The organism is Brevibacillus reuszeri (genome assembly GCF_002897295.1).
GTDB classification, from domain to species: Bacteria; Bacillota; Bacilli; order Brevibacillales; family Brevibacillaceae; genus Brevibacillus; species Brevibacillus reuszeri_A.
Genome location: NZ_BEXF01000032.1, coordinates 19868 through 31780, shown reverse-complemented (window position 1 = coordinate 31780; position 11913 = coordinate 19868). Strand labels below are relative to the sequence as shown.

18 protein-coding genes are annotated in these 11913 nt (G+C 47.4%); 17 read left to right on the top strand and 1 reads right to left on the bottom strand.

Annotated elements, in window-relative coordinates:
* Nucleotides 1-31 precede the first annotated feature (31 nt).
* From C3B52_RS30950 to C3B52_RS30925, 6 genes are all read left to right on the top strand, one after another.
* Nucleotides 32-286, top strand: coding sequence for a 50S ribosomal protein L7ae-like protein (locus C3B52_RS30950; RefSeq protein WP_049742223.1), 255 nt, complete (start codon nucleotides 32-34; stop codon nucleotides 284-286).
* Nucleotides 287-408: 122 nt separating this feature from the next.
* On the top strand, nucleotides 409-852 hold the full coding sequence (rpsL, locus tag C3B52_RS30945) for a 30S ribosomal protein S12 (protein ID WP_005828873.1): 444 nt from the start codon (nucleotides 409-411) through the stop codon (nucleotides 850-852).
* 54 nt (nucleotides 853-906) lie between these two features.
* Nucleotides 907-1377 carry a 30S ribosomal protein S7 gene (gene rpsG / locus C3B52_RS30940; protein ID WP_007716226.1) on the top strand — a complete coding sequence of 157 codons (471 nt, stop codon included), beginning with the start codon at nucleotides 907-909 and terminating at the stop codon, nucleotides 1375-1377.
* 71 nt (nucleotides 1378-1448) lie between these two features.
* A complete protein-coding gene (gene fusA, locus C3B52_RS30935) occupies nucleotides 1449-3527 on the top strand; it encodes an elongation factor G (protein ID WP_103110194.1) in 2079 nt (692 codons plus the stop codon).
* Between the two features lie 121 nt (nucleotides 3528-3648).
* Nucleotides 3649-4839, top strand: a complete 1191-nt coding sequence (gene tuf / locus C3B52_RS30930; RefSeq protein WP_103110193.1) for an elongation factor Tu — start codon at nucleotides 3649-3651, stop codon at nucleotides 4837-4839.
* A 169-nt stretch (nucleotides 4840-5008) separates the two neighbouring features.
* The gene (locus tag C3B52_RS30925) at nucleotides 5009-5947 is read left to right on the top strand and encodes a DMT family transporter (RefSeq protein WP_103110192.1); all 939 of its coding nucleotides are present in this window, start codon (nucleotides 5009-5011) and stop codon (nucleotides 5945-5947) included.
* Nucleotides 5948-5956: 9 nt separating this feature from the next.
* Here the strand turns inward: C3B52_RS30925 and C3B52_RS30920 are convergent, their stop codons facing one another.
* Complete coding sequence (locus C3B52_RS30920; protein WP_103110191.1) at nucleotides 5957-6355, bottom strand: globin domain-containing protein; 399 nt, start codon at nucleotides 6353-6355, stop codon at nucleotides 5957-5959.
* Between the two features lie 355 nt (nucleotides 6356-6710).
* On the opposite strand from C3B52_RS30920, the gene rpsJ reads away from it, so the two are divergent.
* The 11 genes from rpsJ (at nucleotide 6711) to rpsQ (ending at nucleotide 11876) form a co-directional block, all read left to right on the top strand.
* Nucleotides 6711-7019 (top strand): 30S ribosomal protein S10, encoded by a 309-nt coding sequence (gene rpsJ, locus C3B52_RS30910; RefSeq protein WP_005828858.1) that lies wholly within the window; start codon nucleotides 6711-6713, stop codon nucleotides 7017-7019.
* 148 nt (nucleotides 7020-7167) lie between these two features.
* Nucleotides 7168-7797 (top strand): 50S ribosomal protein L3, encoded by a 630-nt coding sequence (rplC, locus tag C3B52_RS30905; RefSeq protein WP_103110190.1) that lies wholly within the window; start codon nucleotides 7168-7170, stop codon nucleotides 7795-7797.
* Between the two features lie 20 nt (nucleotides 7798-7817).
* A complete protein-coding gene (rplD, locus tag C3B52_RS30900; RefSeq protein WP_103110189.1) occupies nucleotides 7818-8441 on the top strand; it encodes a 50S ribosomal protein L4 in 624 nt (207 codons plus the stop codon).
* On the top strand, nucleotides 8441-8731 hold the full coding sequence (rplW, locus tag C3B52_RS30895; RefSeq protein ID WP_103110188.1) for a 50S ribosomal protein L23: 291 nt from the start codon (nucleotides 8441-8443) through the stop codon (nucleotides 8729-8731). The genes rplD and rplW overlap by 1 nt, the downstream gene beginning before the upstream one ends.
* A 32-nt stretch (nucleotides 8732-8763) precedes the next feature.
* Entirely contained in the window at nucleotides 8764-9594 is an 831-nt protein-coding gene (rplB, locus tag C3B52_RS30890; protein WP_103110187.1) for a 50S ribosomal protein L2, read from the top strand.
* Nucleotides 9595-9643: 49 nt separating this feature from the next.
* Entirely contained in the window at nucleotides 9644-9925 is a 282-nt protein-coding gene (gene rpsS / locus C3B52_RS30885; protein WP_007716246.1) for a 30S ribosomal protein S19, read from the top strand.
* Between the two features lie 29 nt (nucleotides 9926-9954).
* Nucleotides 9955-10287 carry a 50S ribosomal protein L22 gene (gene rplV / locus C3B52_RS30880; protein WP_023558735.1) on the top strand — a complete coding sequence of 111 codons (333 nt, stop codon included), beginning with the start codon at nucleotides 9955-9957 and terminating at the stop codon, nucleotides 10285-10287.
* A 13-nt stretch (nucleotides 10288-10300) separates the two neighbouring features.
* Entirely contained in the window at nucleotides 10301-10963 is a 663-nt protein-coding gene (gene rpsC / locus C3B52_RS30875; protein ID WP_103110186.1) for a 30S ribosomal protein S3, read from the top strand.
* Nucleotides 10964-10965: 2 nt separating this feature from the next.
* Complete coding sequence (gene rplP / locus C3B52_RS30870) at nucleotides 10966-11400, top strand: 50S ribosomal protein L16 (RefSeq protein ID WP_103110185.1); 435 nt, start codon at nucleotides 10966-10968, stop codon at nucleotides 11398-11400.
* Nucleotides 11390-11587 (top strand): 50S ribosomal protein L29, encoded by a 198-nt coding sequence (gene rpmC, locus C3B52_RS30865; protein WP_092276999.1) that lies wholly within the window; start codon nucleotides 11390-11392, stop codon nucleotides 11585-11587. Before rplP ends, rpmC begins: the two co-directional genes overlap by 11 nt.
* Nucleotides 11588-11609: 22 nt before the next feature.
* Nucleotides 11610-11876 (top strand): 30S ribosomal protein S17, encoded by a 267-nt coding sequence (gene rpsQ / locus C3B52_RS30860; RefSeq protein ID WP_103110184.1) that lies wholly within the window; start codon nucleotides 11610-11612, stop codon nucleotides 11874-11876.
* Nucleotides 11877-11913: the final 37 nt, after the last annotated feature.

The following is an 11913-nucleotide window of genomic DNA, read 5'->3' as shown; positions in this document are numbered from 1 at the left end:
TGACATCTGTACTTTGGAGGATATGAAAATCATGTCTTATGAAAAAGTAGAGCGGGCCAAGGAGTTGACGATCGGTATCAAGCAGACGATCAAAGCTGTCGAACACCAACAGGTAGAAGCAGTTTACATCGCTACGGATGCTGATAAGCGTTTGACCCAAAAAGTCGAGCTCCTTTGCAAAGAGAAGGGTGTTCCAGTCATCCACGTAGATTCCATGCGGCGATTAGGCAAAGCGTGCGGGATCGAAGTGGGAGCAGCTACTGCTGCGATTAAGAAAAGTGGTTAATGATGTTTTTGTCTGTTGTTACACGTTGCGTAATGCTGGACAAGGACTTTCTATTTGGCCTAAAAATGACTCACCTGGATCTGTGGTCTTGAAGATTGGGTATTAAGAAGGGAGGTAACATCATGCCTACAATTAACCAATTGGTGCGTAAAGGTCGCGAGGATAAGGTTGTGAAGTCGAAGTCCCCAGCTCTTCAAAAAGGGTACAACAGCTTCAAGAAAAGCCAAACCAACCAGAGTTCTCCTCAAAAACGTGGTGTTTGCACTCGTGTAGGTACCATGACTCCGAAAAAACCAAACTCCGCGTTGCGTAAATACGCTCGTGTGCGTTTGACTAACGGTATCGAGGTAACTGCTTACATCGGTGGTATTGGCCACAACCTGCAAGAGCATAGCGTCGTGCTTGTGCGCGGCGGTCGTGTAAAAGACTTGCCAGGGGTACGCTACCATATCGTTCGTGGTGCACTTGACACTGCTGGTGTGAACAACCGTAAACAAGGTCGTTCCAAATACGGTACTAAGCGTCCGAAGCCAGGTCAAGCAGCTGCTGCAGCGAAAAAGAAATAATGAAAACGCCTATGAAGTGGCGTGAAGTTATATTGAAAAGAAGGAGGGAATACGATGCCTCGTAAAGGTCCTGTAACCCGTCGTGACGTGCTGCCTGATCCTATTCATAACAGCAAGTTGGTTACTCGTTTGATTAACCGCCTGATGTTGGATGGTAAGCGTGGTGTAGCTCAGAACATTCTCTACAACGCATTTGACATCATTCAGGAGCGCACAGGTCGCAATCCGATGGAAGTGTTTGAAGAAGCACTGAAAAACGTAATGCCAGTACTGGAAGTTAAAGCTCGCCGTGTAGGTGGTGCTAACTATCAAGTACCAATCGAAGTAAAACCAGAGCGCCGTACCACTCTCGGTCTGCGTTGGATGGTTAACTACTCCCGTAACCGTGGAGAGAAAACCATGGAACAACGTCTTGCTAACGAGATCATGGACGCTGCTAACAACACTGGTGCAGCTGTTAAAAAGCGTGAAGACACACACAAGATGGCTGAAGCGAACAAAGCGTTTGCTCACTATCGCTGGTAGGATTTTAAAATGGGTATCCGTTTCGGATACCCGTATATTCTCACACACGAGTTATGGAAGGAGCATACCTAATGGCTCGCGAGTTCTCTCTCTCGAATACGCGTAATATCGGTATCATGGCTCACATCGATGCTGGTAAGACGACTACCACGGAGCGTATTCTGTTCTACACTGGTCGCGTTCATAAAATTGGTGAGACACACGAAGGTGCGGCTACCATGGACTGGATGGAACAAGAACAAGAGCGCGGTATTACGATCACTTCCGCCGCTACTACTGCTCAATGGAAAGGCCATCGTATTAACATCATCGATACGCCTGGTCACGTAGACTTCACTGTAGAAGTGGAGCGCTCCCTGCGCGTTCTTGACGGTGCTGTAACCGTTTTTGACGCAAAGGGTGGTGTAGAACCACAGACTGAAACCGTATGGCGTCAAGCTGACAAATACGGTGTTCCGCGTGTTTGCTACATCAATAAAATGGACATCATCGGTGCTAACTTCGACATGTGCTTGGAGCAAATCCGCACTCGTCTTGGAGCTAACCCGGTAGCAGTTCAATACCCAATCGGTGCTGAAGATCAGTTCAAAGGAATGGTTGACCTCATCGAGATGAAGGCAATCATCTATACTGATGACCTGGGTAAAACATCTGACGCTGTAGAAATCCCTGCTGACCTGAAAGACAAATGCGATGAGCTGCGTCTGGCATTGGTTGAAGCGGCTGCAGAACAAGATGAAGAACTGATGATGAAGTACCTCGAAGGCGAAGAGTTGACTAACGATGAAATTCGTACAGCTCTGCGTAAAGGTACCATCGATGTTAAACTCGTTCCAGTAATGTGCGGTTCTTCTTACCGCAACAAAGGTGTTCAACCTATGCTGGATAACGTAGTAACCTTCCTGCCATCGCCTGTAGACATTCCGGCGATCAAAGGTACTTTGCCAGATTCCGAAGACGAAGTGTCTCGTCCAGCTGACGATAATGGTCCGTTCTCTGCTCTTGCTTTCAAGATCATGACTGACCCTTACGTTGGTCGTCTGACCTTCTTCCGTGTATACTCTGGTGTATTGAATGCTGGTTCTTATGTACTCAACTCTACTAAAGGCAAGCGTGAACGTGTAGGACGCATTCTGCAAATGCACGCAAACCACCGTGAAGAGATCCAAACGGTTTACTCCGGTGATATCGCTGCTGCAGTAGGTTTGAAAGATACAACGACTGGTGATACTCTGTGTGATGAAAAGTCTCCAGTTATCCTGGAGTCCATGACATTCCCAGAACCAGTTATCTCCGTTGCGATCGAGCCTAAGTCTAAAGCAGACCAAGACAAGATGGGTATTGCCCTGTCCAAATTGGCTGAAGAAGACCCTACGTTCAGAACTCGTACGGATGAAGAAACAGGTCAAACAATCATTTCCGGTATGGGTGAGCTTCACCTGGAGATCATCGTTGACCGCATGAGACGTGAATTCAAAGTGGAAGCGAACGTAGGTGCACCACAAGTTGCTTACCGTGAAACATTCCGTACAGCAGCTAAAGTGGAAGGTAAATTCGTTCGTCAGTCCGGTGGTCGTGGTCAATTCGGTCACGTTTGGGTAGAGTTCGCTCCACTCGAAGCTGGTGCTGGATTCCAGTTTGAAAACAAAATCGTCGGTGGTGTGGTTCCAAGAGAATACATCCCTGCTGTTCAAGCGGGTATCGAAGAATCAATGAAAAATGGTGTTATCGCTGGCTTCCCGCTGGTAGATATCAAAGCTACTATCGTAGACGGTAGCTACCATGACGTTGACTCCTCCGAGATGGCATTTAAAGTAGCAGGTTCTCTCGCTTTGAAAGAAGCTGCGAAAAAATGTGGCGCTGTTCTTCTTGAGCCAATCATGAAAGTAGAAGTAATCATGCCTGAAGAGTACATGGGCGACGTAATGGGTGACCTGAACTCCCGCCGTGGTCGCATCGAAGGTATGGAAGCTCGTGCAAATGCACAAGCGATCCGTGCGATGGTACCACTGTCCGAGATGTTCGGATACTCCACAGTTCTTCGTTCCCGTACACAAGGCCGTGGTAACTACTCCATGGAGATCGATCACTACGAAGAGGTACCAAAATTCATCTCCGAAGAGATCATCAAAAAGTCCAAAGGCGAATAATAATTGCTCCTGGCTTTATCTTCAAAAGAGAAAGGTTTACAATAGTAACGGGACAACCATTAGTAGGGTAAACCTTTCTTTAACCAATATAACCCTTATCATTTAAGGAGGCTTTTCTCTCATGGCAAAAGCGAAATTTGAGCGTAATAAACCACACGTTAACATCGGTACTATTGGTCACGTTGACCATGGTAAAACTACCCTGACTGCTGCTATCACAACTGTTTTGGCACAATCAGGTAAAGCGCAAGCAATGAACTATGCTGCGATTGACGCTGCTCCAGAAGAAAAAGAGCGCGGTATCACAATCAACACAGCACACGTTGAGTACGAAACTGAAAACCGTCACTATGCTCACGTTGACTGCCCTGGTCACGCTGACTACGTGAAAAACATGATTACTGGTGCTGCTCAAATGGACGGAGCAATCCTGGTTGTATCCGCAGCTGATGGCCCTATGCCACAAACTCGCGAGCACATCCTGCTCTCCAAACAAGTAGGCGTACCTTACATCGTAGTATTCATGAACAAATGCGACATGGTAGACGATGAAGAGTTGTTGGAACTGGTTGAAATGGAAATCCGTGACCTGCTGTCCCAATACGACTTCCCAGGTGACGACACTCCAGTAATCAAAGGTTCTGCTAAAGAAGCTTTGGACAACCCAACTGGTGAATGGGCTAAGAAAATCGCTGAGTTGATGGAAGCTGTTGACGGCTACATCCCAACTCCTGAGCGTGCAACTGACAAGCCTTTCTTGATGCCTGTAGAGGATGTTTTCACAATTACTGGTCGTGGTACTGTAGCTACTGGTCGCGTAGAGCGCGGTGTAGTTAAAGTTGGTGACCAAGTAGAAATCATCGGTCTGGCTGAAGAAACTAAAAATACAACTGTAACTGGCGTTGAGATGTTCCGCAAATTGCTGGATTCCGCTCAAGCTGGTGACAACATCGGTGCTCTTCTTCGCGGTGTAGACCGTAAAGACATCGAGCGTGGACAATGCTTGGCGAAACCAGGTTCCGTTAAGCCTTACACTAAGTTCAAAGCAGAAGTTTACGTTCTGTCCAAAGAAGAGGGCGGACGTCACACTCCTTTCTTTGCTAACTACCGTCCACAATTCTACTTCCGTACAACTGACGTTACAGGTATCATCCAACTGCCAGAAGGCGTTGAAATGATCATGCCTGGCGACAACACTGAGTTCACTGTTGAACTGATCGCTCCAGTAGCGATGGAACAAGGTACTCGCTTCGCTATCCGCGAAGGTGGCCGTACAGTAGGCGCTGGCGTTGTAGCTTCCATCGAATCCTAATCGATTCAGATTAACGTATAAAACCCGACAGCATTTTGTTGTCGGGTTTTTTGCTGTTTCGTTTTGAATATCATCGATTTTATAAATGGCTCCCATCAAAATGATTCAATAAGGATCTCCTTAGGATGTGCTACAATACGATCAGGATTGGATGGGGGATACAATAAAAATGAAAAGTAATGAGCGTTTACTGTATTTGATGTTAGCAGGAGTTATTACGCTGTGGGGTTTGAATGTCGTCATGGTTAAATATCTCACCGTATTTCCTCCTATATATGTAGCTGTAATCAGAATGACCGTTGCGGGTCTTTGTCTAGCACCTATTGTGTATATGTACCGGCAGAACTTGAAATTCAGGAAAATGGATTGGCTACTGCTAGCAGGTGTAGGGGCGAGCTCTATCGCGCTTCATCAAATCACACTGGCTACGGGTGTCCAGTACACAACGGCTGGCAATGCATCGCTCATTTTAGCGTTGAATCCATTGGCCACGGCATTACTTGCGATGATGCTGCTTGGGGAAGGCATGTCGTGGAGAAAAGGCTTGGGCATTGGGATCGGATTTGCGGGTGTATTGATTGTTGTCATTTCTCAGCACGGGAGTATTCACATGAATGGCTGGGGAGATGCGGTCATGTTTTTCTCTATGCTCATGTATGTAACAGGTGGATTGCTCGTAAGAAAGCTAGTAGTACGCGGTGTACCTGTCTTATTAATTACAGCTATATCGCAAATGTTTGGAGTTGTCTTTTTATGGGGAACGGCCCTCTCCATGAATCCGCTCAGCTACTATACCGGATTGGATGTATCGGCTTTTCAGTGGGGTGTCATATTCGTATCGGGAGCACTTTCGACAGCACTTGGGACAATCGGTTGGAATTATGGAATTCGTCAATTAGGGGCAAGTAGAACGGCCGTATTTCTAAATGGAATGCCGATGGCCAGTTTGCTATTCGCGGCACTATTTTTAGGAGAGCGGCTTCAGATCGTTCATTTGCTCGCAGTGGTCATGATCGTTGGAGGCGTTTACTTGGGCTCGCGTACGATGCCAAAGAAAATCCAGGCAAACGCTGCTGGAGCTGCGTCAGAGGTATCAACAAAAGCGTAGGGGAGATCCCTACGCTTCTTCTTTTTGTTCCCATTGATTGACCATATGATGAGCGGTAAGTCGCAGGCGATCAAATATTTGCTGCCTCAGCTCCCCTTGAAGCCCGGTTTGATCCATGGCTTCCTTCATACATGCCAGCCATGCTTCCGCCTGAACAACACCGATAGGAAAACGCATATGGCGTGCGCGAAGCATGGGATGACCATGTTGATCGGTGTATAGAGTGGGTCCACCCAAAAACTGAGTTAAAAACTGATATTGCCGCTCTTTCACCTCGGTGAAATCTTCGGGGAAAAGAGGAGCGAGATCTGGGTGCTTTGCTACCAAATCATAAAAGTTATCGACAAGACGGGCTAATGTATCGGCGCCGCCAATCATTTCATAGGGAGTACGAATTGCTTCGGACATCACGTCTAGCCTCCTTTAAGGGGATGTTCCATCCTTAGTATAGCGTGTTTCTTCTATTATATATAGAAGTTAGCTGCAGCTGGCAGGGAATCCCGCTTGCCTTTCAGTGGGGAAATCAGTATCATAGTCAGGGTGAGCCTACTGATTTGGCTTGCTTGTACAAAAAATATGTGGGTACCTAAAGAAATGACTTGCGTTGCCCAATTATTTTTAGTACAATATTGAATGTTGGTCATGGACTTGCGATGATGTGGGAGGTTGCTGACACACCCGGCCCCTTGGCCATGACCGGGGTGCAGGATATTTCCACGGAGAAATGTCTGTTTAGAAAATGGGCGAAAAAGGAGGGACTACAATGGCAAAGCAAAAGATTCGTATTCGTTTGAAGGCGTATGATCACAAAATTCTCGACCAGTCCGCAGAGAAAATCGTGGACACTGCGAAGCGTTCCGGTGCAAACGTATCCGGTCCAATCCCGCTTCCTACTGAGAAAGCAGTTTATACGATCCTACGTGCGGTTCATAAGTACAAAGATTCTCGTGAGCAATTCGAGATGCGTACACATAAACGTTTGATCGACATCTTGAACCCAACACCACAAACAGTAGATGCTTTGATGCGTCTGGATCTGCCATCTGGTGTGGACATCGAGATCAAGCTGTAAGGTCCCAAAAAGCGATACACGCGCAGACGTTGTCTTGATAAGCGTGTTACACCAAGCATCAAACCCTTAAAATGGCACCCCTGCGCATCGATGGGGACTTGATACAACATAAAATGTTTTTCTGAAATAAGCACAGGAGGTGGCACAAATGACCAAAGGAATCTTAGGGAAAAAACTTGGAATGACTCAAGTTTTTGGTCCGAACGGAACAGCGATTGCTGTAACGGTCATCGAGGCTGGTTCTAACGTAGTTCTCCAAAAGAAAGACCTGGAGAATGACGGTTACGAAGCAATCCAAATCGGCTTCGAAGACAAAAAAGAGCAGCGCGCTAACAAGCCGGAAAAAGGCCATGCAGCAAAAGCTAACACTGCTCCTAAGCGCTTCGTTCGCGAAATTCGCGGAGTTAACCTCGCTGACTTTGAGGTTGGTCAAGAGTTGAAGGCTGATATTTTTGCTGAGGGAGATATCGTTGACGTTGCTGGCGTATCCAAAGGTAAAGGATTCGCAGGTTCCATCAAACGTCACAATCAGTCCCGCGGTCCTATGGCTCACGGTTCGCGCTACCATCGCGGCCCAGGTTCTCTGGGTGCAGTTGATCCAGGACGCGTATTCAAAGGTCAAAGCCTGCCAGGTCAAATGGGTGGCGACAACGTTACTATCCAAAACCTGGAAGTAGTGAAAGTAGTGGCAGAACGTAACCTGATTCTCGTTAAAGGCTCCGTGCCTGGTCCGAAAAACGGTTGCGTACTCGTTTCCACGGCAGTCAAGAAGAACTAGTAAGGAAAGGAGGAACTGACATGCCGAAAGTAGCTCTTTATAACCAAACCGGTTCTCAAGTTGGAGAAATCGAATTGGCAGAAAGCGTATTTGGGATTGAACCTAACAACGCTGCACTGTACGATGCGATCGTGATGCAACAAGCATCCCAACGTCAAGGTACACATGACGTAAAGAACCGCTCTGAAGTACGTGGTGGTGGCCGCAAGCCATGGCGCCAAAAAGGTACAGGTCGTGCACGCCAAGGTTCCATTCGCTCTCCGCAATGGAAAGGTGGCGGTGTTGTATTCGGTCCAACACCTCGCAAATACGGTTACAAACTGAACCGTAAAGTTCGTCGTTTGGCACTGAAATCAGCACTCTCTACCAAAGTACAAAACAATGAACTCTTGGTATTGGAAGCCCTGAATATCGCGGCTCCAAAAACAAAAGAAATGACAGCTGTTCTGAACAGCTTCAAAGTAGATCGCAAAGTTCTGATCGTTACCTCCGAGTATGATCAAAACGTAGCGCTCTCTTCCCGCAACATCCCAGGCGCTAAAATCGTAGATGCAGCAGGCATTAACGTTCTGGACCTGGTAGCGCATGACAAAGTAATCGTGACGAAAGAAGCGGTTGCGAAAGTAGAGGAGGTGCTCGCCTAATGAAGAGCCTTCATGATGTCCTTAAGCGCCCTGTCATTACCGAGCGCACCACTGATATGATGGCTGAGAAGAAGTACGTTTTCGAAGTACCTCTCAAAGCCAACAAGACAGAAATCAAACAAGCTGTTGAAAAAGTATTTGGCGTAAAAGTAGAAGCAGTTAACACTGTTCGTGTTCCTGCTAAACCAAAACGCTACGGAAAATACTCCGGTTACACATCCGAGTGGAAGAAAGCGATCGTTAAGCTGACTGAAGACAGCAAAGACTTGGCCTTCTACGAGGGAGTATAACCTCGACGACTACCGAAAAGGAGGGTATTAACATGGGTATCAAAAAGTTTAAACCGACTTCTCCTGGTCGTCGCCAAATGACGGTTTCTACTTTCGAGGAGATCACTACGTCGACTCCCGAAAAATCCTTGCTCGCGCCTCTTAGCAAAAAAGCTGGTCGCAACAACCAAGGTAGAATCACCGTTCGTCATCAAGGTGGCGGTCATAAACGTAAATACCGTATTATCGACTTCAAGCGTAACAAAGATGGCATCGTAGGTCGCGTAGCTACTATCGAATACGATCCAAACCGTTCCGCTAACATCGCACTGATCAACTACGTTGACGGTGAAAAACGTTACATCATCGCTCCACAAGGTCTTCGCGTGGGCGACGAGATCGTATCCGGTGCAGATGCCGACATCAAAGTTGGTAATGCTCTGCCATTGGAGAAAATCCCTGTAGGTACAACCATCCACAACATCGAGCTGAAACCTGGCAAAGGTGGCCAACTGGTTCGTGCAGCTGGTACTTCCGCTCAGTTGCTTGGTCGTGATGGAGAGTTCGTAATCGTACGTCTGTCTTCTGGTGAAACACGCCGCATTCATAACGTATGCCGTGCTACCATTGGTCAAGTTGGTAACCAAGATCACGAACTGCTGAACATTGGTAAAGCAGGACGTTCCCGCTGGTTGGGTGTTCGCCCGACAGTTCGTGGTAGCGTAATGAACCCTAACGATCACCCACACGGTGGTGGTGAAGGTCGCGCTCCAATCGGTCGTAAGGCACCTGTTACTCCTTGGGGTAAACCAACCCTGGGTCTCAAGACTCGCAAGAAGAAGAACAAGTCCGACCAATACATCATCCGCCGCCGTAAAAAGTAAGGTAGGCTGATACAATAACCGAACGCCATTGGCGAAGGGAGGTTCACAAATGGGACGTAGCTTAAAAAAGGGTCCTTTCGTGGATGACCACTTGATGAAAAAAGTTGACGAGCAAAATGAAAAGAACGAGAAGCGAGTGATCAAAACTTGGTCTCGCCGTTCCACCATTTTCCCTGATTTCGTAGGACACACGTTTGCAGTTTACGATGGCCGCAAACATGTACCAGTATACGTATCGGAAGACATGGTTGGTCATAAATTGGGTGAATTCGCACCAACTCGTACCTTCAAGGGTCACGTCGACAACGACAAGAAATCCAAGAAGCGCTAATTTTCTCTTGACAGAGAGGAGGTACAAAGATGGAAGCAAAAGCAGTTGCTCGGAATATCCGCATCGCGTCTCGTAAAGTTCGCCTCGTGGTTGACTTGATTCGTGGTAAGCAAGTAGGTGAAGCATTGGCGATCTTGAAACACACGCCTAAAGCAGCTTCTCCAGTTGTTGAAAAGCTCCTGAAGTCGGCTATTGCAAACGCTGAGCACAACTATGAGCTGGATCCAAACAGCCTAGTAGTGAGCAAAATCTTCGTAGACCAAGGTCCTACGTTGAAGCGTTTCCGTCCGCGCGCTATGGGTCGCGCTAGCCGCATCCATAAACGCACGAGCCACATCACCGTGGTACTAAACGAGAAATAAGGAGGGATTACGTGTGGGTCAAAAGGTAAGCCCGGTAGGTCTTCGGATCGGTGTCATTCGTGACTGGGAGTCCAAGTGGTACGCTGACAAGGACTTCGCAACTCTGTTGCACGAAGACTTGAAAATCCGCAAGTATGTAAAAGGGCGTCTGAAAGATGCTGCTGTATCTACTATCGAAATCGAACGCGCAGCTAATCGCGTGAACGTAACGATTCACACCGCTAAGCCTGGTATGGTAATTGGTAAAGGTGGAGCTGAGGTTGAAACTCTGCGCAAAGCCTTGACTGAACTGACTGGCAAACGCGTTCATATCAATATCAACGAAGTAAAACGTCCGGATCTGGATGCTACTCTGGTAGCTGAAAATATTGCACGCCAATTGGAAAACCGCATTTCTTTCCGTCGTGCGCAAAAGCAATCGATCACTCGTACGCTGCGCGCAGGTGCTAAAGGTATTAAAACCTTGGTAAGCGGTCGTCTTGGCGGCGCGGACATCGCACGTTCTGAAGGTTACAGCGAAGGTACTGTTCCGCTTCACACTCTGCGTGCTGACATCGACTACGGTACTGCAGAAGCACATACCACTTATGGTCGCATCGGCGTAAAAGTGTGGATCTATCGTGGAGAAGTCCTTCCAGCGAGAAAGAACGTCGCTACTGAGGAAGGAGGCAAGTAATCATGTTGACGCCAAAACGCGTGAAACACCGTAAACAACACCGCGGGAAAATGGCAGGTAACGCAAAAGGCGGTACCACTGTTGCGTTCGGTGAATACGGATTGCAAGCATTAGAACCATCTTGGGTAACGAACCGTCAAATCGAGGCAGCTCGTATTGCGATGACTCGTTATATCAAACGTGGTGGTAAAGTTTGGATTAAAATTTTCCCAGACAAACCAGTAACACAAAAACCGCTCGAAGTACGGATGGGTTCCGGTAAAGGTTCTCCTGAGAAATGGGTAGCGGTAGTGAAACCAGGCAAGATCATGTTTGAACTTGCTGGCGTTCCTGAAGAAGTCGCTCGCGAAGCTATGCGTCTGGCTATGCACAAACTGCCTATCAAGTGCAAGTTCGTGAAGCGTGAAGAAGTGGGTGGTGACGCACATGAAGGCTAATGAGTATCGTAACTTGACCACTGCCGAGATCGAACAAAACGTCGCTTCTTTGAAAGAAGAGTTGTTCAACCTTCGTTTCCAGTTGGCTACCGGTCAACTCGAAACCACATCTCGCATTAAACAAGTGCGTAAGGATATCGCACGTGCGAAAACCATCCTGCGCCAGAGAGAATTGGGAATCGGCTAATTAAAGGAAGGAGGTTTGAACGATGACCGCAGATCGCAATATGCGTCGAACAGTTGTAGGTCGCGTCGTTTCCGACAAGATGGATAAAACCATTGTTGTTCTTGTTGAAACTTACAAGACACACACGTTGTACGGCAAACGCGTGAAATACTCCAAAAAGTTCAAGGCTCACGACGAGAACAACACGGCAAAAGTGGGCGACATCGTAGAAGTTATGGAAACTCGTCCATTGTCGAAAGACAAACGTTTCCGTTTGGTACGTATCGTCGAAGAGGCAGTAATCGTATAAGTCAGATTTTCGGATATCAATTCCGAAAGGAGGAACA